At 68.7% G+C, this 24870-nt stretch carries 18 protein-coding genes and 1 pseudogene; 4 read left to right on the top strand and 15 right to left on the bottom strand.

The genetic code is table 11. The features are described from left to right. Positions 1 to 92 precede the first annotated feature (92 nt). From dxs to ngcE, 8 genes are all read right to left on the bottom strand, one after another. Complete coding sequence (gene dxs / locus ACFY16_RS14780) at positions 93 to 2021, bottom strand: 1-deoxy-D-xylulose-5-phosphate synthase (protein ID WP_390647493.1); 1929 nt, start codon at positions 2019 to 2021, stop codon at positions 93 to 95. 211 nt (positions 2022 to 2232) lie between these two features. Continuing rightward, a complete protein-coding gene (locus ACFY16_RS14785) occupies positions 2233 to 3555 on the bottom strand; it encodes a sugar ABC transporter permease (protein WP_390647494.1) in 1323 nt (440 codons plus the stop codon). Next, positions 3552 to 4343, bottom strand: a complete 792-nt coding sequence (locus ACFY16_RS14790; RefSeq protein WP_390647495.1) for an ATP-binding cassette domain-containing protein — start codon at positions 4341 to 4343, stop codon at positions 3552 to 3554. Before ACFY16_RS14790 ends, ACFY16_RS14785 begins: the two co-directional genes overlap by 4 nt. Positions 4344 to 4588: 245 nt before the next feature. Beyond that, complete coding sequence (locus ACFY16_RS14795) at positions 4589 to 5683, bottom strand: sugar ABC transporter substrate-binding protein (protein WP_390647496.1); 1095 nt, start codon at positions 5681 to 5683, stop codon at positions 4589 to 4591. Positions 5684 to 5804: 121 nt separating this feature from the next. Further along, positions 5805 to 7004, bottom strand: coding sequence for an ROK family protein (locus ACFY16_RS14800; protein WP_390647497.1), 1200 nt, complete (start codon positions 7002 to 7004; stop codon positions 5805 to 5807). Between the two features lie 183 nt (positions 7005 to 7187). Further along, the gene (locus tag ACFY16_RS14805) at positions 7188 to 8111 is read right to left on the bottom strand and encodes a carbohydrate ABC transporter permease (protein WP_390647498.1); all 924 of its coding nucleotides are present in this window, start codon (positions 8109 to 8111) and stop codon (positions 7188 to 7190) included. Between the two features lie 4 nt (positions 8112 to 8115). Then, entirely contained in the window at positions 8116 to 9042 is a 927-nt protein-coding gene (locus ACFY16_RS14810; RefSeq protein WP_390647499.1) for a carbohydrate ABC transporter permease, read from the bottom strand. Positions 9043 to 9083: 41 nt separating this feature from the next. Beyond that, a complete protein-coding gene (ngcE, locus tag ACFY16_RS14815) occupies positions 9084 to 10538 on the bottom strand; it encodes an N-acetylglucosamine/diacetylchitobiose ABC transporter substrate-binding protein (protein ID WP_390647500.1) in 1455 nt (484 codons plus the stop codon). Between the two features lie 363 nt (positions 10539 to 10901). Between ngcE and ACFY16_RS14820 the strand changes: the two are divergent. From ACFY16_RS14820 to ACFY16_RS14830, 3 genes and pseudogenes are all read left to right on the top strand, one after another. Further along, positions 10902 to 11573, top strand: a pseudogene (locus ACFY16_RS14820) (discoidin domain-containing protein); the annotation flags it as partial. 165 nt (positions 11574 to 11738) lie between these two features. Next, positions 11739 to 12266: a hypothetical protein gene (locus ACFY16_RS14825; protein ID WP_390647501.1), complete on the top strand. Its 528-nt coding sequence runs from the start codon at positions 11739 to 11741 to the stop codon at positions 12264 to 12266. A gap of 43 nt (positions 12267 to 12309) precedes the next feature. After that, a complete protein-coding gene (locus ACFY16_RS14830) occupies positions 12310 to 14292 on the top strand; it encodes an alpha-glucuronidase (protein WP_390647502.1) in 1983 nt (660 codons plus the stop codon). Between the two features lie 58 nt (positions 14293 to 14350). Here the strand turns inward: ACFY16_RS14830 and ACFY16_RS14835 are convergent, their stop codons facing one another. From ACFY16_RS14835 to ACFY16_RS14860, 6 genes are read right to left on the bottom strand one after another with little or no spacing between them, the layout of a single operon-like run. Next, complete coding sequence (locus ACFY16_RS14835) at positions 14351 to 16357, bottom strand: beta-galactosidase (RefSeq protein ID WP_390647503.1); 2007 nt, start codon at positions 16355 to 16357, stop codon at positions 14351 to 14353. Beyond that, entirely contained in the window at positions 16354 to 17037 is a 684-nt protein-coding gene (locus ACFY16_RS14840; RefSeq protein WP_390647504.1) for a hypothetical protein, read from the bottom strand. Before ACFY16_RS14840 ends, ACFY16_RS14835 begins: the two co-directional genes overlap by 4 nt. Further along, positions 17034 to 18545 carry a xylan 1,4-beta-xylosidase gene (locus tag ACFY16_RS14845; RefSeq protein WP_390647505.1) on the bottom strand — a complete coding sequence of 504 codons (1512 nt, stop codon included), beginning with the start codon at positions 18543 to 18545 and terminating at the stop codon, positions 17034 to 17036. The genes ACFY16_RS14840 and ACFY16_RS14845 overlap by 4 nt, the downstream gene beginning before the upstream one ends. Next, positions 18542 to 20200 (bottom strand): extracellular solute-binding protein, encoded by a 1659-nt coding sequence (locus ACFY16_RS14850; RefSeq protein ID WP_390647506.1) that lies wholly within the window; start codon positions 20198 to 20200, stop codon positions 18542 to 18544. Before ACFY16_RS14850 ends, ACFY16_RS14845 begins: the two co-directional genes overlap by 4 nt. Before the next feature lie 43 nt (positions 20201 to 20243). Next, positions 20244 to 21125, bottom strand: a complete 882-nt coding sequence (locus ACFY16_RS14855) for a carbohydrate ABC transporter permease (protein WP_390647507.1) — start codon at positions 21123 to 21125, stop codon at positions 20244 to 20246. Continuing rightward, a complete protein-coding gene (locus ACFY16_RS14860) occupies positions 21119 to 22114 on the bottom strand; it encodes an ABC transporter permease (RefSeq protein WP_390647508.1) in 996 nt (331 codons plus the stop codon). Before ACFY16_RS14860 ends, ACFY16_RS14855 begins: the two co-directional genes overlap by 7 nt. Before the next feature lie 286 nt (positions 22115 to 22400). Here ACFY16_RS14860 and ACFY16_RS14865 point away from each other — a divergent pair, with 286 nt between their 5' ends. Further along, positions 22401 to 23405, top strand: coding sequence for an acetylxylan esterase (locus ACFY16_RS14865; RefSeq protein WP_390647509.1), 1005 nt, complete (start codon positions 22401 to 22403; stop codon positions 23403 to 23405). A 253-nt stretch (positions 23406 to 23658) separates the two neighbouring features. On the opposite strand, the gene ACFY16_RS14870 is transcribed toward ACFY16_RS14865, so the two are convergent. Beyond that, positions 23659 to 24759 (bottom strand): lytic polysaccharide monooxygenase, encoded by a 1101-nt coding sequence (locus ACFY16_RS14870; protein ID WP_390647733.1) that lies wholly within the window; start codon positions 24757 to 24759, stop codon positions 23659 to 23661. Positions 24760 to 24870 lie beyond the last annotated feature (111 nt).

Below are 24870 nucleotides of genomic sequence, written 5' to 3' on the forward strand. Positions count from 1 at the left end.
TGCCCCGACGCGGGACCATTCACGCAAATGGGCCGGTTTCACCACCTTCACAGTGGAGAAACCGGCCCATCCGGGCGTGTCGGCGTCAGTCGTCAGTCACGCGCGGGCTCCACCGAGTCGACCTCGGCGGTCGGCCGGTCGAACCGGCCGTCGAGCTTCGCGACCAGGCCGGTGACCTGGCGGGCGATGTCGGGGGCGGTGAGCCCGATCTCGGCCATGACCTCGGCACGGGAAGCGTGGTCGAGGAAGCGCGGCGGGATGCCGAAGTCGCGCAGCGGGACGTCGACGCCCGCGTCGCGCAGGGCCTGCGCGACGGCTGAGCCGACGCCGCCGACACGGGAGTTGTCCTCCACGGTGACGACCACGCGGTGCCGCTCGGCGAGCGGGGCCATGGCCTCGTCGACGGGCTTGACCCAGCGCGGGTCGACGACGGTGGTGGTGATGCCCTGCTTGTCGAGCAGACCGGCGATCTCCAGGCACATGGGGGCCAGCGCGCCGACGGAGACGAGGAGCACGTCGGGGGTGGCGGTGCCCGGCTCGCGCAGCACGTCCATGCCACCGACCCGGCCCACGGCCGGTACGGCGGGGCCGACGGCACCCTTGGAGAAGCGGACCACGGTCGGCGCGTCCTCGACGGCCACGGCCTCGCGCAGCTGGGCGCGGACCTGGTCGGCGTCGCGCGGCGCGGCCAGCCTCAGGCCGGGGACGACCTGGAGGATCGACATGTCCCACATGCCGTTGTGGGAGGCGCCGTCGGTGCCGGTGACGCCGGCCCGGTCCAGGACGAAGGTGACGCCGCACTTGTGCAGCGCCACGTCCATCAGCACCTGGTCGAAGGCGCGGTTGAGGAAGGTGGCGTACACGGCGAAGACGGGGTGGACGCCCCCGGCGGCGAGCCCGGCGGCCGAGACGGCGGCGTGCTGCTCGGCGATGCCGACGTCGTAGATCCGGTTCGGGAAGGCGTCCGCGAACTTCTTCAGGCCGACCGGCTGGAGCATCGCCGCCGTGATCGCGACGATGTCCTCGCGTTCCTGGCCGAGCCGGACCATCTCGTCGCCGAAGACGGAGGTCCAGTCGGCGCCCGAAGCCTTGACCGGCAGGCCCGTGTCGGGGTGGATGGGGCCGATGCCGTGGAAGCGGTCGGCCTCGTCCTGGAGGGCGGGCTGGTAGCCGCGGCCCTTCTCGGTGAGGCAGTGGACGATCACGGGGCCGCCGAAGCGCTTGGCGCGGGCCAGCGCGGACTCCAGGGCCTCGATGTCGTGGCCGTCGATGGGGCCCACGTACTTCAGGCCCAGGTCCTCGAACATGCCCTGCGGGGTGATGAAGTCCTTCAGGCCCTTCTTGGCGCCGTGCAGGGTCTCGTACAGCGGCCTGCCGACGACGGGAGTGCGCTCCAGCACCTCCCTGGTCCGGGCGAGGAAGCGCTCGTAGCCGTCGGTCGTGCGCAGGGTGGCGAGGTGGTTGGCGAGGCCGCCGATCGTGGGGGCGTACGAGCGCTCGTTGTCGTTGACGACGATGACCAGCGGGCGGTCCTTGGCGTCGGCGATGTTGTTGAGCGCCTCCCAGGCCATGCCGCCGGTCAGCGCGCCGTCACCGATCACGGCGACGACGTGGCTGTCGCGTTCGCGCAGCTGGTTGGCCTTCGCCAGGCCGTCGGCCCAGCCGAGGACCGTGGAGGCGTGGCTGTTCTCGATGACGTCGTGCTCGGACTCGGCCTGCGAGGGGTAGCCGGACAGGCCGCCCTTCATCTTCAGCTTGGAGAAGTCCTGGCGGCCGGTGAGCAGCTTGTGCACGTAGGACTGGTGGCCCGTGTCCCACAGGACCTTGTCCTTCGGCGACTCGAAGACCCGGTGCAGGGCGATGGTGAGCTCGACCACACCGAGGTTGGGGCCGAGGTGGCCGCCTGTCTTGGACACGGCGTCGACGAGGAAGGTCCGGATCTCCTCTGCCAGCTGGTCCAGCTCCTCCAGGCTGAGCCGGTCCAGATCGCGCGGTCCCCTGATGCGGGTCAGCAGCGGCACCCGTGCCTCCTTGCAGTAAAAGCTGATCGAGCTGTTGCCGGGCCTGACGAGTCTAATGTTCCGCCTTTGCGGGCGGCGTCCGGGCTGTGCGTCGTACGTCACGCGAACGGCCGTACCCAAGAAAAGCCCTGCCCATGGCATACCTGTGCCCGGCACCGCCATTGGTGCCGGGCACAGGGACTTGAAAGCGACCCCTTGGGACGCCGACGCGTTACGCGCGCCCGGCGGCCTTCTGGCTCTTGCGCGAGACGGAGTCGATGACGACCGCGCCCAGCAGCACCGCACCAGTGATCATGTACTGGATGGAGGTGTTCATGTTGAGCAGGTCCAGACCGGTCTGGATCGACTGGATGACCAGCATGCCCAGGAGGGCCGACCAGACGTTTCCGCGGCCGCCGAAGAGGCTCGTACCGCCGATGACGGCCGCCGCGATGGCGAGCATCAGCGTGTTGCCGCCACCGGCGTTCAGCGTCGCGCTCGCGGTCTGGCCGGCGAAGAACATACCGCCGACCGCCGCGAAACCGCCGGAGATGGCGAAGACGCTGATGCGGACCATGGGCACGCTGATACCGGCCCGGCGGGCCGCCTCGATGCCACCACCGACCGCGAAGATCTTGCGGCCGTACGTGGTGCGCCGCAGCACGAAGTCCACGATCACCAGGGAGGCGAGGAAGATCACCAGGGCGTTGGAGACACCGGAGGCGTTGTTCAGCACGGCCGCGGCGGCGAAGGACGCCACGGCGAGCGCCCCGACGCGCAGCAGGATCTCGCTGGTGGGCCGGAAGGGCACCCCGGCGGCCTTGCGGCGGCTCTGGTCCATGAACGAGCCCACGAGCATCGACAGGACGGCGAGGCCGGCCAGCACGTAGGCGCCGATGATGGCCTGGTCCATGAAGAAGGAGCTCTGGCCGAGCAGGTGCACCGGGCCGCTCTCGGCCGGGATGTTGATGGTGCCGCTCGAACCGAGCAGCCACAGCATCAGGCCGTTCCAGCCGAGGAAGCCGGCCAGTGTCACGACGAAGGCGGGTACGCCGATCCTGGCGAAGAACCAGCCGTGCAGCGCGCCGATGAGGACGCCGGTCACGATGGTCAGGATCAGGGACAACCAGGCGTTCATGCCGTGGTTGACCACGAACACCGCGAAGACCGTGGACGCGAGGCCGCTGACCGAGCCGACGGAGAGGTCGATCTCGCCGAGCAGCAGGACGAACACCAGGCCGATGGCGAGCATGCCGGTGGCCGAGAGGAAGTAGCTGATGTTCGACAGGTTGTCGGCGCTCAGGAACCGGTCGTTCTTCACCTGGAAGATCGTCCAGATGATGATCAGGCCGATGAAGACCGGCAGCGAGCCCAGCTCGCCGCCCTTCACCTTGCGCTTGAACTCGGTGAGGTAGCCCTTGAGGCCCTCTTCACGGACCAGCAGCCGCGGGTCGACGACGGCCACCGGAGCGGCCGTGGGGTCGTCCTTGGGAGCCACGGTGGTCTGCTGCTCCACCTCGGCGTCCGCCTTGGAAACCTTTGACGTCTCGCTCACTTCGCGGCCTCCGTGCTGCGACGCCCCGCACGACGGGTCACGGCGTTGTCCGTGGCTCCGGTGATCGCGGCGATGATCTCTTCGTGGCTGGTGTCCTTCACGGAGAAGGAGCCGTTGTTCTTGCCCAGGCGCAGGACGGCCACGGTGTCCGCGACCGCCTTCACGTCGGCCATGTTGTGGCTGATGAGGATGACGCCGAGGTCGCGCTCGCGCAGCCGCTCGACCAGGTCGAGGACCTGCGCGGTCTGCTCGACGCCGAGGGCGGCGGTCGGCTCGTCGAGGATGACGACCTTGGGGTCTCCGATCAGGGCGCGGGCGATGGCCACGACCTGGCGCTGACCGCCGGAGAGGCTGGCGATCGGGATGCGCACGCTCGGGATCCGGATGGAGAGCGTGCTCAGCAGCTCACGCGCCTTCTGCTCCATCGTCACCTCGTCGATGACGCCCCGGTGCAGCAGCTCGCGACCGAGGTAGAGGTTGCCGACCACGTCGAGGTTGTCGCACAGGGCGAGGTCCTGGTAGACCGTCGCGACGCCGAGTCCCTGGGCGTCGTGCGGCTTGTTGATGCTGACCGGCTTGCCCTCCCACTCGATGACGCCCTCATCGATGGGGTGGACACCGGCGATCGTCTTGACCAGGGTCGACTTTCCTGCGCCGTTGTCGCCCACCAGGGCGACCACTTCTCCGGCGTGGACCTCCAGCTCGACATCGGTGAGGGCCTGGACCGCACCGAATCGCTTGGAGACTCCGCGCAACGCCAGCACGGGCGTAGCGGACACGTGAACCATCTCCTTCGCCGCCTGACCGGCGGGGATGCCGCGCTCGAGAACAGGCGCGGAGGGATGTGCGAAACGCACAAGGTTTACAGGATGAACATGCGCGAATCCGCTGCGCTTGGCAACGGTTCCATCCGACGCCCGCCCCGCAGCGGGGTGTGAAGGCGGGGCAGGCGTCGGACAGGTTCGCGGGACCGCGGGGCGGTCATGACTCGGACGGCCACTCGTCGTGCGAGTGGTCCGCCCGAGATACGTGCTTACTGCAGGCCGGCGGTCTTGCAGGCCGCGGCGTAGTCCGCGGTGCAGATGTCGGCGACGGTGTAGAGACCGTCCTTGATCACCGTGTCCTTGATGTTGGCCTTGGTGACCGAGACCGGGGTCAGCAGCTGCGAGGGCACCTTGTTGCCGGAGCCGCTGGTCAGCTCCTGCGTGGCCAGGGACTTGATGTCCTTGCCCTCGAGCAGGTTGACCGCGAGCTGGGCAGCGGCGTCCGCCTCCGGCTTGAAGGCCTTGTAGACGGTGGAGGACTGGGTGCCGGCGACGATGCGCTGGATACCCGCGAGCTCCGCGTCCTGACCGGTCAGCGGGATGCCGCTGATCTTCGCACCCTTGAGGGTGTTCGCGATGCCACCGGCCATGCCGTCGTTGGCGGCGTAGACGCCCGCGATGTTCTTGGCGCCGATCTGGGTGATGGCCGCGGACATCTTCTGGGCGGCGACGGTGTCCTTCCACAGGCCGGACTGCTCGTAGGCGATGTCGACCTTGCCGTCGAGGGTCTTGTGGGCACCTTCCTTGAACTGACCGGCGTTCGGGTCGGCGTCGTCACCGTTGATCATGACGACCTTCGACTTGGTGGTGGCCTTGGAGCCGAGCGCGTCGAGCAGCGCCTGGCCCTGCAGCTCACCGACCTTGACGTTGTCGAAGGAGACGTACGCCGAGACCGGGCCCTGGGCGAGACGGTCGTACGCGACGACCTTGATGCCCTTGTCCACCGCGGTCTGGATCGAGGACTTGATGGCAGCGGAGTCCTGGGCGCTGATCACGAGGACCTTGACACCCTTGGTGATCATGCTGCTGACCTGCTGGGCCTGCTTGGCGGCGTCGCCCGCCGCGTTCGCGTACTCGACCTTGCAGTCCGCGCAGAGGTCCTTGACCTTGGCCTCGAAGAGCGGCTTGTCGAACTTCTCGTAGCGAGCGGTGACGCTGTCGGGGAGCAGAAGACCGATGGTCTTGTCGCCCGAGGAGCTGCTGCTGTCGGAGTCCTTGTCGCCGGCCTTGCCACAAGCGGCCATCGAAAGGGCCATCGAAACCGCGGCGGTGCCGATCACGACTCTGCGCATCGTTGCGTTCATTGGGGGTGCCTCCCTGACAGGGCCGCAACGCTGCGGCCGAGGTGGCTGGAAGTCAACTCGGCCGCACGTACGACGTCAAGAAGTAAATACTTAACGGGTTGGCAACGACGGGTTTCGTTCTCTAAGTGAAGGCAGGTGCCGTCGCGTGCAGCGTGCTGTCCAAAAGGGTTGAATCACCCATCTCGCTGAGCGCCAGCGCGAGTGCACCGAGCACCTCCGCACGGCCCCCAAGTGCCCCCGGGAGCACGGACAGTTGACGCGCCGCACTGGGGATGGCGTAGCGGCCCACGGACTCCCTGATCGGGCCGAGGACGAGCTCACCGGCCTCGGCGAGATCACCGCCCAGCACCACCCGGCTCGGGTTCAGCAGATTGCAGAGATTGGCCACCCCACTACCGATGTGACGGCCGACGTCGGCGATCACCCGCCGGCAGCCCGCGTCTCCGTCCCTGGCCAGCCGGACGACGCCCTCCATGGTCAGATCCGTGCCGTGGCTGGGCTGGAGGAGCGGGAGCACATAGCGCGCGGCGGCGAAGGTCTCCAGGCAGCCCCGGTTGCCGCAGCGGCAGACCGGGCCTGCTTCGTCGAGTGTGATGTGCCCGATTTCGCCCGCTGTTCCGCCAGGACCGCGATAGATCTTCCCCTCGATCACCAGGCCCGCGCCGACACCGCTGGAGACCTTGATGTAAGCAAGGTCACGCACGCCGCGGCCGCTGCCCCAGACCAGTTCACCGAGGGCGCCGAGGTTGGCGTCGTTGTCCACGTGCACGGGCACGCCGAGCCGCCCCCGCATCTCCTGCGCGGGTCTGGTGCCGCTCCAGCCCGGCAGGATGGCGGACGAGCCGAGCGTGCCGGACTCCACGTCGATCGGGCCGGGCACGCCGAGGCCGACGCCCGCGACCTTGGTGCGGTCCACACCGGTGGCCGAGATCAGGCGGTTGACCAGCTCCTCCGCCCGGTCGAAGCCCTGTGTCGAGGAGGCGTCCACATCCAGCGGTTCGGACTCCTCGGCCAGCACCTGGTGGGCGAGGTTGCCCACCGCCACCCGCAGATGGGTGTGCCCGAAGTCGACACCGATGACGATGCCGGCGTCGCCGCTCAGAGAGACGCTGCGGGCCCGGCGGCCGCCCGCCGAGGTGGGCGTGACCTCGACCGTTCCGCCGTCCTTGAGTTCACGGACGATATTGGAAACCGTCGCCGCGGACAGCCCCGTGGTCCTCGCGATCTCCGCCTGGGTGAGCGATCCCGCCAGCCGCACGGCTCGCACGACCCGCTCCAGGTTGGCTCGGTGCAGTGACGACTGCGACCCGGGAGTCTCCACGACGACCTCCTGCGCGCGGGACCGCATCGATGAGGCCCCGTCCATGTCCAACTAGTGAACTCTAAGCTGAGCCGTTCGGGTCGCCTCCCGTCAAGAGGTTGAACAGTATCCGGGGTCTTGCGCACCGCGGCGCACACCGTCCCCGATCATGGGAACGGTGTGCGCACAGCCGGTTCCGAAGCGCTACTTGAGCGCCCCCGCGGTGAGCCCCTGCACCACCTGCCGCTGGAAGACGATGTACGCCGCGAGTACGGGCAGCATCGCCATGACCAGGCCGGCGAAGAGGCCGGACCAGTCGCCCTTGTAACCCTGGCTGGCCGCGAGCTGCACCAGGCCCTGGGTGAGCACCCGCTTGTCCGGGTCGGTGTTGAGCACCGTCGGGAGCATGTACTGGTTCCACTGCCCGAGGAAGTTGAAGATCCCCACGCTGATCAGACCGGGCTTGGCCATCGGCAGCATGATCTGGAAGAACGTCCGGGAGTGCGAGGCCCCGTCGACGAAGGCAGCCTCCGCCACCGAAGCCGGCAGGGTGCGGAAGAACGCGGTCAGGAAGAAGACCGTGAACGGCAGCGAGTAGGCGATGTAGACCAGGATCAGGCCATGGATGGTGTTCAGGAGGCCCATGTTGTTCACGACGTAGAAGAGCGGGACCAGCGCGAGCATGATCGGGAAGCTCATGCCGCCGATGAACAGGTAGTAGATGAAGCGGTTGCCCGGGAAGTCGAACCGGGCCAGCACGTACGCGGCCATCGAGCCGAGCGCCAGGGTGCCGATGAGCGAACCGCCCACCACCAGAATGGTGTTGAGGAAGTAATCGCTCATGTTGGCGTCGGTCCAGGCCCGCGCCCAGTTGTCGAAGTGCAGCTTGTCCGGCAGCGCCCAGGGCGAGCTGAAAATGGAGCTGTCGTCCTTGAAGGACGTCATCACCGCCCACAGCAGCGGCAGCACGACCATGAACGCCCAGAGGATGAGCATGCCGTGGGAGAAGACATTGAGGACGTTGCCCTCCTTCTTCCCCTTCGTGGGCGCGCCGGCCGCGATGTCGGCCTTGGTGACGGGGGCACCGGACTCGGCCGGTACGGAGGCGGGGGTATCGGTCGTCTTCATCTGCTCAGTACTCCAGCCGCTCGCGCCGGCCCAGTCGCATCACGATCGCCGCGAAGGCCAGCGTGACGACGAGAAGGGCGACGCCGATGGTGGTCGCGTAGGCGGCCTGACCGTCACGGAACGCCTTCTGGTACACGTACAGGACCATGACGGTGGTCGAGTAGTCGGGACCGCCGGGCCCGGTCGTCATGATCTGTACGACCGCGAACGACTCGGCGCCCAGCGCGAGGATGCCCATGTAGACCCAGCCGGACTGCACCGTGTCCCAGAGCAGGGGCAGGGTGATCCGGAAGAACGTGGTGGCGCGGCTCGCCCCGTCGAGCAGCGCGGCCTCGTACAGGTCCGCCGGGATGGAGGCCATACCGGCGGAGAAGAGGACCACGAAGAAGCCGACCGAGGACCAGACGAGCACCGCCATCACGCACCACAGGGCGAGGCTCGGGTCGCCCAGCCAGAGCGGCTGGACGCTGTCGAGCCCGATGCCCCGCAGCAGGGAGTTGATCGCGCCGCTGTCCGGGTTGTACGCGAAGGCGAACAACAGGGCGACGATCGCGATCGAGAGCACCTGCGGGAAGAAGTAGACGATCTTGTAGAAGGAGGAGCCGCGAACGCCGGAAATCACCGGACCGCCCCTCCTTCTCCGTCCGCCCACATTGATCATGAAGGAGAAGAACAGCGCCAGGCTGATCGTCACCAGCGGCAGCACCAACGCGAACAGCAGGCTGTGCTTCAACGACTTCCAGAAGATGTCGTCGTGGAACATCCTTTTGTAGTTGTCGAAGCCGACCATCTTGAATTCGGGGCTCAGGCCGGTCCAGTCCGTGAACGAGTAGTAGATGGACTGGATGAACGGCCACACCACGAAGAGCGCGTACAGTCCGAGGGGCAACGCCAGGAACCCCACAATGAACCGGTACTTGCCGTGCTGCATCGCCACTCCGGTGCCGTGAAGGTGCTTGTCAGTGGTCGTGGTTACTGGTGCTTGTAGTGCTTGATCGACGTGTCCTTGGCGGCCGCGTCGGCGAAGCCCTGGATCTTCTTGATGGCCTCCGCCGGGGTGAGACGGCCGGCCATCATCTCGCCGAGGCCCGCCACACCGATCTGCTCCTTCTGCAGCTGCACGTACCAGTCCTGGAGCCGCGGGTTCAGGACGTTGTCCCCGGCCAGCTTCAGCGCCGCGACACCGGACGTGAGGCCCGGGGTCAGGGTTATCCCGGTGGTGCCGCCGTTGAACGCGGTCAGCGACTTCACCTTGCTGGTGAAGTTCTTCGAGGACGCCTCGCTGAGCATGATGCGCAGCTGTTCCATGCCACCCTCGGAGTTCTTCGCCTTGGCCGGCACGACGAAGGGCTCGCCACCGGACGCCCAGATGGTGCCGAAGGGCATCTTGTCGGAGCTGTCGAGGCCGGTGGGCGCGGAGACGGCGAGGTTGAAGTCCTTCGGGATGACGTTCGCCGACTCGTTCTCCACCCAGGAGCCGTTGGGGATGAACAGCGCCTTGCCCTTGGCCCACGCGGTCTGCGACTGGATGTGGTCGATACCGGGGGTGCCCTTGAGGATGTAACCCTTCTTGTAGAGCTCGTAGTAGGCGTCGAAGCACGCCTTGACGGCCGGGTGCTTCCAGGCGTTCGGCTCGAGGTTGTCGATGGCGTCGAGGACCTCCCGGCCGCCGACCTTGCCGATCATCGGGTAGAGCGAGAAGGGGAGGTAGTACGGATACTTGCCCGCGTACGTCCAGCCCGCCATGCCCTTCTTCTTGGCCTTCTCGCACACGGCGAGCATCTGGTCCCAGGTCTGCGGGTACTCCGCGTCGAGGGAGTCCAGGGCCTTCTGCGAGTACCAGACGCCGTACACCGTGTAGGCGTAGTACATGATCCAGACAGGGTCGCCGTCGAACTGGCCCATCTCCACGATGCCGGGGCGCAGCGTGTCGCGGACCTTCTTGTTCGGGTCGTCGTAGGACGGGGCGTCCAGGAGCGGGGTGAGGTCGGCGAGCTGCTTCTTGCCCACCAGGACGCCCATGTCCATCTGCTCGGCGCCGGAGTTGTCGATCAGGTCCGGCGGGGTGCCCTGGTTGAAGCGGGGCTGCAGCGTGGACTGGATCTTCTGGGTGGCGGTGAACTTCACCTTCACCTTGGGGAAGTTCTTCTGGTAGACCTTCACGGCGTCCTGGGCGTACTCCTTGCCGAAGCCGCCGTCGAAGAGGACGAACTCCATCCCCGCGGTGTCATTCACACCCAGGGGGTTCTTGGCGGTCTTCTCACCGGTCTTGGCCTTGTTCCCGTTGTCGTCGCCGCCGCTGCTGGCACAGGCGGACAGGAAGCTCATCGTCGGTACGGAGATCAAGCCGAGCGCGGCGGACCGCTTGATCAGATCGCGGCGGCCGACACCCGCGGTGCCGTTGTTCTCGGCGGAAGTGGATCCCATGCTCAAGTCCTCGCCTTCTCCAGGACTCAGGCGGTGAACCGGATCCTCCCCGGCACCGCGGTCAGGTCAAGCAGGGTCGTGCAGGAAGTGCGGATCGTGAAGAACGGATCGGGTGAATCGCCGACAGGTATAGTCCACTTCCCGTCAACGGAGCAAGATCGAATGCAGGGTTGGCCAATGGTCTTATCCGAGTTGAGACCTCGCGGAAATATGAGCGGCCTGTGACCGCCTTGCTGGAAAAATCCGCGACATAGGCCCCGAATGCCACAGGCAACGCCCTTGACATCACAAGTCACTTGACCCCCTACGGGTCCCTGCGCCCGGCGTTGACAACGTTGTCCAGTACATGAAGGACTCCCTCGGATGCGGCACAGAGCCCGGCACGGACGGGGTACGGCGGTCGTCTTCGCGGCCGCCTTCGTCATGGCGGTGGGTTCGCGGGGGGCCGCGGTCGCGCTGCCCGCGGTCGCGCGGGCGGACCAGGAGTTCACCTCCTCGTTCGAGGCGGGCGACCGGGCGCCGGACTGGCTCAACACCGTCGACACGGCACCGGACGGCACCCGACGGGCCTCGGGCGTCGACGGCGGCTACCGCACCGGCATCCCGGGCAACGTGACCGACCACGTCACCGACGTGCGGGCCGGCGCCGAGAACACGGCCGGTGGCGAGGTGAAGGAGAACCTCGCCGACGGCGAGCCGGGCACCAAGTGGCTGACCTTCGAGCCCACCGGCTGGGTCGAGTTCGACCTCGACGAGCCGCTCAAGATCGTGACGTACGCCCTCACCTCCGCCGACGACTTCGCCGAACGCGACCCGAAGGACTGGACCCTCCAGGGCTCCAAGGACGGCAAGGACTGGAAGACCCTCGACACCCGCTCCGGCGAGACCTTCTCCGAGCGGTCGCGGACGAAGTCGTACGACCTCGCCCAACCGGCCGCCGCGTACCGGCTGGACGTCACGAGGAACAACGGCGCCTCCGGCATCCTCCAGCTCGCCGACGTCCAGTTCTCCACGGGCGGCAGCGGCGGGCTACCGGCTGGTCCTGGACGGCGAAGCCACGCTGACGGAGGTCGAGTTGCTGGCCTGATCCGGTAATTCGCGGAAGTCGCCGGGTACCCCACGCGTGTCTCGTGTCCCACAATTGACGTGCCGCCCGGTGCACACCCGGCGGCACGTCGATGGCAGGGGGGCGAAGCACGGATGAGTATCAGCAGACGGCTCACGGGACTGCTCGCGGGAGCGGTCCTGACGGTGGCGGCGGCCTTGTTCGGCACGGCCGCGCCCGCCCAGGCCTACAGCCCGAACCCCACGTTCCACGCGTACTACTACGACACCGACAACTGCCCGTGCAGCGGCGGGAACCTCACCGACCCGTTCGACAACACCTACTTCGCGAACGACGCCGGCGGGCTGGCCGTCAAGATGGAGCTCGTCGACGACGGCTGGTTCGTCGGCAAGGTGGAGTTCCATCCCTACGACGAGAAGCTCTGGGTCTACGACACGAAGAACGACGGTGACACCTTCTACGTCGCCGTCGGCTACACGTCCGGCGGCACCTACCACGACCTGGGCACCTTCAACGCGCCGGGTACGTCGGAGACCGTGGACCTCACGGTCCTCGACTTCGACATCCCGGAGGGCGCGTACGTGGACATCAGCGTCTACGACGAAGCGGGCCGTTCCGACCTCATCGGTGCCGCGCGCGGCACCGGCGCGGCCATCGCCTAGAAGACCAGGACCCGTCCTGGATCCACACACCCCGGAGGGATTCATGCCGCTGCCCGTGCCCGTCCTGTCGGAGGGCGTCGACCCCGCCTGGCTGCCGCCCGCCGCCTTCCGGGCGCTCGGCAGCCGGCGGACCCTGATCCGCGGATCGGGTCCGCTGGTGGAGACGGTCCGCAGCGAAGTGGCCGACGCCTGCGGGCGGTTCGGGGGCCGGATCGTGCGGGACACCGAGCCGCACGACCTGATGCTGGAGCTGACCGGGGACCCTCTCGGGGACGACGAGGAGTTCGTGTTCGGGCGCGAGGACGGCCGTACGACCGTCCTCGCGTCCGGCCAACATGGTCTGCTGCATGGCCTGTTCCACGTCGTACGGCTCGGCGAGGACGCGTTCCGGGGCGACCGGCGGCGTGAGGTGCACCGTCCGGCGCTGGCGCTGCGGATGGTGGACCACTGGGACAACGTGGCCGTGCACCCGGTCATGGGCCAGGTGGAGCGCGGGTACGCGGGCGGGTCGCTGTTCTGGGAGGACGGGCGGGCCCGCGGTGAGCTGGAGCGCGTACGGGCCTACGGCAGGCTGCTCGCGGCCTGCGGGATCAACGCCGTGGCCGTCAACAACGTCAACGTGCACGAGACCGAGGCGCACCTGCTCACCGACCGGATCGGCGACGTCGCCGCGATCGCGGACGCCTTGCGGCCGTACGGGATCCGGACGCATCTGTCGGTCACCTTCGCCGCGCCGGTCGTGCTCGGCGGTCTGCCCACGGCCGATCCGCTGGACGAGTCGGTGCGGGAGTGGTGGGCGCGGGCGGTACGCGATGTGTACGGGGCGATCGGGGACTTCGGCGGGTTCGTCGTGAAGGCGGACTCGGAGGGCCAGCCGGGCCCGTTCACCTACGGCCGCTCGCACGCGGACGGCGCGAACATGCTGGCCGCCGCCCTCGCCCCGCACGGCGGCACCGTGCACTGGCGGGCCTTCGTCTACAACCACACGCAGGACTGGCGGGACCGCTCGACGGACCGGGCGCGGGCCGCGTACGAGCATTTCGCGCCGCTGGACGGTGAGTTCGCCGCCAACGCCGTGCTCCAGGTCAAGCACGGCCCCATGGACTTCCAGGTGCGCGAGCCCGTCTCACCCGTACTCGGGGCCATGCCGCGGACCCGGCTGGCAGTGGAGGTGCAGGCCACGCAGGAGTACACCGGGCAGCAGCGGCACGTGTGCTGGCTGGGACCGATGTGGAGCGAGGCGCTGCGGTTCCGGCCGGAGGGCGACGGGGGCCCGGAGGTCGGGGAGCTGGCGGACGGGCTGGTCGCGGTGTCCAACGTCGGCGACGACCCGTTCTGGACCGGACATCCACTGGCCCAGGCCAATCTGTACACCTTCGGGCGGCTCGCCTGGCAGCCGGCCGCGGATCCCCACCGGGTGCTGGACGAGTGGATCGGGCTGACCTTCGGCCCCGCCCAGGAACACCTGGCCGCCGGCCTGCGCACGGTCCTGTCCGGCTCCTGGCGGACGTACGAGAAGTACACCGCCCCGCTCGGCGTGGGCTTCATGGTGCAGCCGGGCCACCACTACGGGCCCAGCGTCGACGGCTACGAGTACAGCCCCTGGGGCACCTACCACTTCGCCGACCGGGACGGCATCGGCGTCGACCGCGGCGCCGCCACCGGCACCGGCTACGCGGCGCAGTACGGCAAGCCGTGGGCGGAGGTCTACGAGTCGCCGGACACCTGCCCCGACGAGCTGCTGCTGTTCTTCCACCATGTGCCGTACGGGCATGTCCTGCACAGCGGGAAGACGGTGATCCAGCACATCTACGACACGCACTTCGAGGGCGTGGCGGAGGTCGAGGAGGCCCGGCGCGTGTGGGCGGGGCTCGCGGACCTGATGGACCCGGCGCGCCACGCGCGGGTGGCGGAGCGCTACGAGGAGCAGCTCCGCGGGGCCCGCGAGTGGCGCGACCAGATCAACAGCTATTTCCTGCGCAAGTCGGGGATCCCGGACCGGCACGGCCGCCGGATCTACCTCTGATCCTGCGCGACCGCCAGGTGGGCGGGAATCTCCCGGCGTCGGCAGCCGGGAGAGCACCTCACTGTACGCGCAGCACCGCCACGCCCAGCGGGTCCAGGGTGAGGGGCTCGTCCCGCTCGATCCGTTTGCCGGTGAGCAGGTCGGTGGCGGTGGTGTGGGCGGTGAGGTGGGCCGCGGCCGGGGCGTGGTTGAGGAGGAACAGCAGGACGGTGCCGTCGGGGGTGACGCGGGTCGCGGTCTCCAGGTCCGGCTGGTCCGCGTACGGGCCGATCAGGTCGTGGCGGCTGAGGACGCGGCGGACGATCCGGTCGACGCCGGGCTGGTCGAGGGCGGTCGCCACGTACCAGCCCTCCCCCGCGCCGAAGGCGTTCCGGGTGACCGCCGGGGTGCCCGCGTAGAAGTCCAAGCCGTACGTGCCGACCGGTTGGGCGCCGCGCAGCTGCACGATCTCGAAGACCAGACGTGCCTCGACCTGCGCGTCCTCCAGCAGCACCGGCTGCACGACGTCCGCCGGACGGGAGTCCCACTCGTCGATGCGGATGCCCATGAGGGGGGCGAGAGGGCCGGGGAGGTCGGTGAGGAAGGCGCGGTCGTGCTCGTCGGAGCGGGCGGTGAGGAAGGTCGCGAGGACGCTGCCGCCGCGCCGGGCCACCGCCTCCAGGCGTTCGGCGAGGTCGCCCTTGACCAGGTGGAGCGCGGGGGCCAGGACCACGTCGTACGGCGTGAGGTCGGCGGTCACCGGGACCACGTCGACGTCGGCGCCGGCCTCGCGGGCGGCCCGGTAGTAGGCGTGCACCACGTCGACGTAGCGCACCAGCCGGGAGGGGCCGTCGGAGATCTCCAGCGCCCACCAGCTGTCCCAGTCGAAGAGGAGCGCCGTCCGGGAGGGAGTGCGGGCACCGAGGGTCGCGTCGCCGAGCTCGGCCAACTCACGGCCCACATCGGCCACTTCACGGAACACCCGGGTGTCGTCGCGGCCCGCGTGGCCGATCACCGCCCCGTGGTACTTCTCGCAGGCACCGCGCGAGGCGCGCATCTGGAAGTAGAGGGCGGCGTCCGCGCCATGGGCGATGGCCTGCCAGGTGGCGAGGCGGAGTTCGCCGGGACGCCGGAGCGGGTTGACGTCGCGGCAGGCGGTGGTGGACGGGGTCTGCTCCATGAGCCAGAACGGGGCGCCGTCCTTCAGACCGCGCATCAGGTCGTGCGCGAGGGCCGGCTGGGTGGGCGGGGCGTCGAGGGGCGGGTAGCTGTCCCAGGAGGCGAAGTCGAGGTGGGGCGCCCAGCGGTGGTAGTCGAGCGGGCGGTACAGGCCCATGAAGTTGGTGGTGACGGGGGTGTCCGGGTCATGGGCACGGATGGCGTCCTTCTCGGCGGTGAAGCAGCCGAGCAGGGCGTCGGTGATGAAGCGCTGGTAGTCGAGGGTGATGCCCTGGAACGCGGTGTGGTCGGGGCCGCGCCAGTGCTCGGTGAGGGCGCTCGGCGGCTCGATCTCGGCCCAGTCGGTGTAGCGGTGCGACCAGAAGGTGGTCCACCAGGCGTCGTTGAGGGCGTCGAGGGTGCCGTGCCGGTCGCGCAGCCAGTCCCGGAAGGCCTCCGCGCACAGATCGCAGTAACAGGCACCGCCGTACTCGTTGTTGATGTGCCAGGTGATCAACGCCGGGTGGTGCGCGTACCGTTCGGCGAGACGGCCGGCCAGGGCGGTGGCCAGGCGGCGGTAGGCGGGTGAGCTGGGGCAGAAGTTGTGCCGCTGGCCGTAGCGGTGGCGGCGGCCCTCGAAGTCGGTGCGGTTGACCTCGGGGTACGCGCGGGCCAGCCAGGGCGGGAGGGCGGCGGTGCCGGTGGCGAGACAGACCTGGCGGCCCTCGGCCGCGGCACGGTCGAGGATGCGGTCGAGGACCGTGAAGTCGTAGGTGTCCTCGGCCGGCTGGGTGAGGGACCAGGAGAAGACGCCGACGGTGAGCGTGTCGATGCCGGCCGTCGTGAACAGGCGGTGGTCCTCCTCCCAGACGGTCTCCGGCCACTGTTCCGGGTTGTAGTCGCCGCCGTACCGGATCTTGTGGGTCATGCGGTGAAGTCCTCCTGGGTCTCGGCGATCACCCCACGGCTGCTGTGCAGCAGGGAGAGCAGGAGCGGGGCGGCCAGCAGGGCGGGCAGGGCCTCGGTCAGCACGGCGGTCATGGCGGCCGTCAGGACGAGCAGGGAAGCGGCGCCGAGGGTGGCGCGGCCGTGCCGGAACAGGAAGTACCCGGCGAGGCGGGCGGTGTCCCGGCCGCGGAACGCGAACAGCGAGGTGAGCACGAGCGCGTGGGCGCCCCACAGGAGGGAGCCCACGCCGATGCCCCCGAGCAGGACCGCCCACCAGCCGGGCAGTCCGGTGGCGGAGAAGTGGGTCAGGGTGAAGGCGATCACGGTGAGCCAGGCGAGCAGCGGCGCCCACAGCTTCAGGGCGGGCAGCGCGTTGAGGCGCCAGCCGCGCCAGTAGCTGCGGGCGGGGTGCAGGTCGGTGAGGTCGCGGTCGCGGTGGTGGAGGGCGTACAGGGCGGCGGACACGGCCGGGCCGAGGGGCAGCAGGCATACGGCGGCCAGCGGCAGGTTGGCCGGGTCGGTGCCCACGAGCAGCAGTCCGGCCAGACCGGGTGAGGCGGCGGCGAGCAGCAGGGCCCCGACGGTGACCAGGGTGTGGATCAGCGCGGCGGCACGGGAGAGGAGGCCGTCGCCGAACGCGGTGGTCTGAGGCGCACTCACCGGGAGACCTCCCGTCCGAGCAGCCGGCGCTCGTCCCACCAGGGCGGGGCTTCCTCCACGACCGGGGTCACCTCGACGAGGGTGATCTCGTGACGGCCGAGCGTCAGGTCCAGGTCCACCCGGCCGTCCTCGACGGGCAGCCGCGAGTGCCGGCGGGCGGGCTCGGCCGCCTCGTGCAGGACGTCGAGCTGGTGCGGCCTCGGGGAGCGGGGGCTGCCCATGCGCTGCCAGGCGGTACGGGCGTTGCCGTGCTCCTCGTCCACCACGGACCGCCGTACGAACGCCTCCGCGGCGCCGAGCGGGACGGACAGGCGCAGGCGGTGCCGCTCCGGCCCGGGTGTCTCGCCGCTCGCGTCGACGGGCGCCCAGGCGAGGACGGTCACCCGGCCGTCGGCGTGCCGGGTGACCAGGTGGTCGTCGCCACGGGCGAGCAGGTCGGGGCCCATGCGGGCCATGAAGGCGTACAGGTGGTAGGTCGGCTTCTTCACCTGGCGGTGGGTCAGCAGTCCGAAGCCCCCGTGGAAGAGCGCGGTCGGTATGCCGGTCTCCTCGAAGACGTCACTGAAGGTCCAGTACGAGAAGGAGTCGACGTGGTCGCCGCCGGCGGCGAGCACCGGCGCCAGGTACGCGGCGTGGAACGCGGTGTCGTGAACGGGATTGTCGGGGCGGTACGAGGAGTTGAACTCCGTTATGTAGGCGGGCAGTTCGGCCAGGCGACTGCCCTTCAGGCGATCGCGGGTCGCGGCGAACTGGTCGAGCAGGCCGGTCGCCGGGGCCAGCGTCTGGTGCACGCCGAACGGCACGTGCTGAGCGGGTCCCGAGGTGTAGGCGTGCTTCGACACGAAGTCGACGGGAACCTCGCGGCGCTCGGTGAACTCGGCGAACCGCTCCAGCCAGTCGTCCGCGCCGGGCGAGAGGGCCGGGCCGCCTACCTGCAGCGAGGCGTCCACCTCCTTCACGGCGTGCGCGCTCACCTCGTACAGCCGGTGGTAGGCCGCCTCGTCCGCGCCCTCCCAGAAGTCGGGCAGGTTGGGCTCGTTCCACACCTCGATCGGCCAGGTGCGCACCTCGTCGAGGCCGTAGCGGTCGACGAGGTGGGTGAGCGTGGCACGGACCAGGTCGGCCCACTCCCGGTGCGAGCGGGGCGGGGTGACATTGCCCCGCCACCAGAACACGGTCTGCTCACCAGAGGCCAACTCACCCGGCATGAAGCCGAGTTCGAGGAAGGGGCGGATGCCGAGCCCCAGATAGGCGTCGACGACCTGGTCGACGTGGGTGAAGGAGTGCCGAACCCGGCGGGTGCCCTCCCACTCGTACGGCCGATGAACACCCATGCCGTCGCTGAGCAGCCCGTGCCCCCGGATGTACCGGAAGCCGATCTCGCGTTGGAGGAGCTTCAGCGAGTCCTGGTAGTCGGCGCGCAGGGCGAGGTCGAGGCGGCCGGTGCCGACGCAGTGACGCCAGGCGTCGGGGAACCGGCCACTCGGCTCGGCGGGGACGCGGATCATTCGTTGTCCTTCTTGAAGCGTTCCGACGCCTTGTTGTGCATGTCGACGAACTGCTGCATGTTCTTCGCCTTCAGCTCGCTGACGTACGAGTCCCATTCGGACATCGGGCGCTTGCCGAGGACGAACTTGAGCGTGTTCTGGGTGACGTGGTCCCTGAGCGGTGTCTCCCAGAGCGTCGCCTGCTCCTGTTCCACGGACTGCAGCGGGTGGGCCGGCCCGATGGGCAGTTGCTCACGCTGGGCCATGGCGTCCTGGAACTTCTTCTCGTCCGGGCTGAACGAGGAGGAGACGAGTTCCCAGCTGCCGCCGTAGGTGAAGACGCCGTTGAAGAAGCCGTAGTCCTTCTGCAGGTCCTTCGGGGCGTCCGGGTCGGAGCCCATGAGGCTGATGCCGTCCTTCAGCTGGTACTGGCTGCCGGAGCGGGTGTACGTGACGCCCTCGACGCCCCACTTGGAGAACTGCTGCCCCTCGTCCGAGTACCAGAGCCAGTCCACGAACTGCATCATCGCGACGAAGCTGTCGCTCTTCAGCGCCTTGCTGGAGACCATGACGCCGTTCTCCAGCCGGGCGCCGCTCAGCACCACCGGACCGGCGGGCCCGAGCGGCACCGGGATCATCTCGATCTTCGCGCCCTTGACCTGCTTCTCCAGGTTGTAGCGGTAGTTCTGCACCAGCTCCTGCGGGTTGGCGCTGATCGCGAAGCACTTCTCGCCCAGCAGCTTCTGCACCGCGTCGTCGTCGGTCTGGGTGAAGCTCTCCGGGTCCACCAGCTTCTCGGCGACCAGTTTCCGCACGTACTCGAGCATCTGCCGGAAGGCGTCCGTCGCGCCGGTGAAGACGAACTTCTGCGCGTCCGCGTCCCAGCTGATGTTGTCGTACGTCCAGCCGGCTCTGACGCCGTACGCCTGGCCGAGATAGCTGAACAGCGCGGCGGCCGGGTAGGGCGTGTTCTTGCTCCAGCGGTCGGAGAACGGGTAGCGGTCCGGGTACTCCTCCCTGATCGCCTTGAAGACCGTGTACACCTCGTCCCAGGTGGTGGGCAGGGCCAGGCCCAGCTTGTCGAGGACGTCGGTGCGCAGCGACAGCGAATAGCCGGACTTGACCTTCTCGTGCAGGCCGGGCAGCAGGTAGAACTTGCCGTCGGACTGGCGGATGGAGTCGAGCTCCGGCTCCAGCTTCCACCGCTTCACCTTGTCGAGGAAGTTGGGCATGAGCTTCACGTAGTCGCTGACCGGGAGGATCGCGCCCGACGAGACGAACGCGACCTCCGAGGGGTGGTAGGTCTTGGGGATCAGGAACGGGGCATCGCCCGAGCCGATGAGGACGCTGCGCTTCTTCTCGTAGTCCGCCAGGGGGACGGAGACGGTCTTCAGGGTGACGCCGGTGCGCTTGACGAGTTCCTTCCAGAACAGCCAGCTGCTCTTCATCGGATAGACCGGGTTGTCGTTGTGCAGGACCGAGAAGGACAGCGCCTTGGCCGCCTTGAACTGCTGGCCGGCGCGGTACTCCTTCATCGCGCCGTTCTGCTTCTTCGACAGGTCCTTGGAGTCACCACCACCGTCGTCGCCGCTGCCGCAGCCGGTGAGAGTGGCGAGGCCGACGAAACCCGCGGCGGCCAGGATCTGACGCCGCGACAGTTGCCCTGCGTTCTGCACTGGAACTCCCTTGTTCTGTACGTCGATTGAGGGGCGGTATCTGTCAGCCCTTGACCGCGCCGAGCATCACGCCGGAGACGAAGTAGCGCTGCACGAACGGGTACACGCTGAGGATGGGCAGCGAGGTCAACACGATCGTGACGGCCTGGATGTTCGCCCCGACCTGGCTGAGCTGCGCGTCGGTGGCGCCGGCGTTGCCGCCCGTGGTGGCGCCGGAGATGAGGTTGCGCAGATAGACGGTGGCCGGCATCAGCTCGGACTTGTCCATGTAGAGGAAGGCGCTGAACCAGGAGTTCCAGAAGGACACCGAGTAGAAGAGCACCATGGTCGCGACGACCGCCTTGGACAACGGCAGCACGATACGCAGCAGGATGCCGTACGTACTCAGGCCGTCGAGCTCCGCGGCCTCCTCCAGATCGCTCGGCAGGCTCTCGAAGAACGCCTTCATCACCAGGAGGTTGAAGACGCTGATCGCGTTCGGGAGGGCGATCGCCCAGACGCTGTTCTTCAGACCGAGGCTGGTGACCAGGACGTAGTTCGGGATCAGACCGCCGGTGAAGAACATCGTGAACACGGCGACACCGACGAGGAAGCCGCGGCCCCTGAGGTGCTTCTTCGACAGGACGTAGGCGTAACACGTCGTCAGGACCATCGCCACGGCGGTGGACACGACCGTGTAGAACACGGTGTTGCCGTAGTTCCGCCAGAACATCGAGTCCTCGAACACGATCTTGTACGTGGTGAGGTTGAACCCCTTGGGCCACAAGGCGACTTCGCCGGCGCGGATCTGCCGCTCCCCGCTGAACGAGCGGGCGACGATGTTGACGAAGGGGTACAGGGTCACGACCACGACCAGGGTGAGGATCACCCCGTTGATCCCCTGGAAGACGCGGTAACCGCGCGTGGGCCGGTTGACGCTCACCACAGGCTGGTCCCCACTGTGCGACGCGAGAGCTGGTTGGCGGACGTGATCAGGAACAGGCCGATGATCGCCTCGAACAGGCCGATGGCGGCCGCGTAGCTGAAGCTGTTGGACTCGACACCCGCGCGGTACAGATACGTCGAGATCACGTCGGAGGTCGGATAGGTCAGCGGGTTGTACAGCAGCAGGACCTTCTCGAAGCCGACCGCCATGAACGTGCCGATGTTGAGGATCAGCAGCGTGATCATGGTGGGGCGGATACCGGGCAGGGTGACGTGCCAGATCTGCTGCCAGCGGTTGGCGCCGTCGATACGGGCGGCCTCGTACAGGTCCTCGTCGATCGTGGTGAGCGCGGCGAGGTAGAGGATCGTGCCCCAGCCGGCGGTCTGCCAGATCTCCGAGCCGACGTAGATCGTGCGGAACCACTCGGGTTCCTGGATGAAACGGATCGGGTCGTGGCCGAGGGCGCCGAGCAGATGGTTGACGGGCCCGTCGGTGGCGAGCATCTGCATGGTGATGCCCGCGACGATCACGATCGACAGGAAGTGCGGGAGGTACGACACCGACTGCACGAACCGCTTCAGGGACCGCCGGCGGACCTCGTTGAGCAGCAGGGCCAGCACGATGGGGATCGGGAAGCAGAACACCAGCGTCAGGCCGCCCAGCCACAGGGTGTTGCGGAACACCTGCCAGAAGGTGGGGTCCGACAGGAACATACGCACATAGCGCAGGCCCACCCACTGCTCGCCCAGGATCGAGCCGCCCGGCTCGAAGCGGCGGAAGGCGATGACGTTTCCGATCATCGGCAGATAACGGAAGACCAGGAAGAACAGCAGCGGCAGCACGGCCAGCGAGTACAACTGCCAGTCGCGGCGCAGCGCCTGCCGCCAGCCACGGCGCGCGGAAGGGCGCGCGGAACGGGAGACAGCCCTCTTCGTGGGCGGCGGGTCCTGGGTGTTGGGTGGTGGAGCCGGCGTGGTGGAGGTGCTCATGCTCTGATCTCCCGTGGCGTGGGTGGAACTGAGGCAGTACGCGTGCGCAAGGTCGGGCCCACACCGGGGACGCCGGACCGAAACTTTCAGGCACTTACCGGTAACTCTGCGGCAACGTAAGGGCACCTGGAAAGCGCTGTCAATGGGTGATGCACGGGGGAAGCCGAGACGTTCATGTGGCGTTGCAGTCGCTTACGAGCGGGGTAGAACAGCGCAGTTGGCTGCTACGGTCTCCCGGAAATTTCTGGAACACGACCGCAACGATCGACTCCTGCGAGGTGCCGCCGTGCCCGCGTTCGACCTGCCGCCGGGGGAACTGGAAGCCCACCGGCCGCTGCCCGAAGAGCCGCCCGACTTCGACGCGTTCTGGCGCGACACCCTCAAGGAGGCAGCACAGACGGACCCGCTGGTGTCGGTGCTGCCGGTCGAGACCGGGCTGCGGCTGACGGAGAGCTGGGACGTGACGTTCCGGGGCTTCGCCGGGGACCCGGTACGCGCCTGGTTCAGCCGGCCGGCCGGGGTGCGCGAGCCGCTCCCGGCCGTCGTCGAGTACGCCGGCTACGGGCGCGGCCGCGGCCTTCCGCACGAGCGGCTGACCTGGGTGAACGCCGGGTATGCGCATCTGCTGATGGACAATCGCGGCCAGGGCGACCAGTACGGCAACGGCGGCGCCACCCCGGATCCGCACGCCACCGCGCCGGGCGGCCCGGGCCCGGCGGCACGCGGCCTGCTCGACCCCCGGGACCACCACTACCGCCGGCTGATCACGGACGCGGTGCGCGCGGTGGCCGCGGTGCGCGCACTGCCCGGCGTGGACGCCACGCGGACCGCGGCCGTCGGCAACAGTCAGGGCGGCGGGCTCGCCCTGGCCGTCGCGGGACTCGTCCCCGACCTCGCGGCGGCCCTGGTCACGGCTCCGCTGCTGTGCGGCATCCGCCGCGCCCTGGACCTCACGGACGCGAGCCCCTACGGCGAGATCACCGCCTACCTCTCCGTCCACCGCGGCAGCGAGCAGGCCGCCTACCGCACCCTCGCCTACCTGGAGGGCATCTCCTTCGCCCGGCGCGCTCACGCCCCGGCCCACTTCGGCGTCGGTCTGCGGGACACGGTGTGCCCGCCGAGCGGCGCGTACGCCGCCTTCAACCGCTACGCGGACCTGACCGGCGCGGACCCCCGCAAGGAGATCCACGCCTATCCGTTCAACGGTCACGAAGGCGGCGACGCGGTGCATGTGCGCCGCCAACTGCTGTGGCTGCGGGAGGTACTGGAGGACACTCCACCGTCGGCGTGAAGACGTGCGGGCCCCGCGTTCCCCGGCGACTTGGTGTGATCCCTCCGGACCAGGGGTCGCACCAAGTCGCTTGACATCGTTGTCCGTTGAGGCGGTAGAGTCATGTACGGACAACTCGACAACGTTGTCGCATCGCGGGGTCACCGAAGCCACGTTCCATCCGGTCACGCCCAACTCCCCCCGTGGGACCGACCGGCTCGCGGACCCGGTGGGCATCGGCTCACCGCCCACCGGGTCCGCCCAGAGCGGCGGTTCAGCCGACCCGACAGGGTAGATCGGTCGCGCTGTCACCGCCGGAGCCGGAGACGACGTAACCGAAGGTCGTACTCTGGCCCGGACTCAGTGAGCCGTTCCAGTCGGCGTTGTGGACCATCACGTCCTGTCCGCTGTATGTCGCGTTGCCGCTCCACAGACTGGCCACCGACTGGCCGCTCGGCAGCGTCCAGTCGACCATCCAGCCCAGCATCGGGACGTCGCCGGAGTTGGTGACGGTCACCTCCGACTGGTAGCCGCCGTTCCAGCTGTTGGTGGTCGTGCGGGTGGCGGTGCAGGCGCCCGGCACGGGGTCGGTCGGGTTGCCCGGGTCGTGGATGCCCGTCACCTCGCCGTTGCCGCCGTCGAAGACGACGTCGGAGCAGGAGTAGAAGGTCTCCGCGCTGTCCGAGCGCTGCCAGACCATGTAGATGATGTGGCGCCCCGACTTGCCGGCGGGCAGTTGGCCCGTCCAGGAGTAGTTGGCCTCGACCGTGCCCGGGGTGCCGTTGAGCGGCGGGTGGTCGACGGTGAGGAAGGGCTGGTCCTCCATGTCGTCCCAGGTGAGCGTCTTGGTCGGGTCGAAGCCGTCCCTGGTGACGTAGACGTGGAACCAACCCGGGTGCGCGGCCCAGGCGTTGTACGAGAAGTCGACGGTCGCACCCGAGGTGAGATGGGTGAGCGGCCAGTCGTCGCGCGGCTGGTTGAAGCCGGTGAAGTTGGTGTTGCCGCCGCTGCACAGCTCACCGTCGGGCACGAAGCCGCGGGTGCGGCCCGCGCCGTCCGAGCGCAGCACCGAGAACCAGTTGTAGAACGGGGTGGTGCCGCTGACCTGCTGGGCGGCCTTGCAGGCCGGGTTGACCGGCTTGATCTCTCCGGTGTCGGTGAGCCCGTCCTGCCAGCACAGGAAAGTGCGGCTACCGGGTTTCATCGGGGTCCCGTGGGCTTCCGCCCGGCCGCCGGCCGTGACGATCAGACCGAGGGCCGGGACCGTCGTGAGCAGGGCCAGGAGGACGAGGAACAGGGCGCGGCGGGAGGTGAGGTGCGGTAATCGCCGTACCCGCTGGGGAGTCGCGGTCGATCTCGCGATCGACCTTGTCATATTCATGACAGATTTACGTCCCTTCGCTCGGCGGTCGTGAGGAACGTGCGCACGTGAATGACGGGGGTGGGGGCACTTCCGGGCGGGTTCCGGTCCACCGGTATGGGAGCG

This window comes from Streptomyces sp. NPDC001315, assembly GCF_042896175.1.
Classification (GTDB): Bacteria; Actinomycetota; Actinomycetes; order Streptomycetales; family Streptomycetaceae; genus Streptomyces.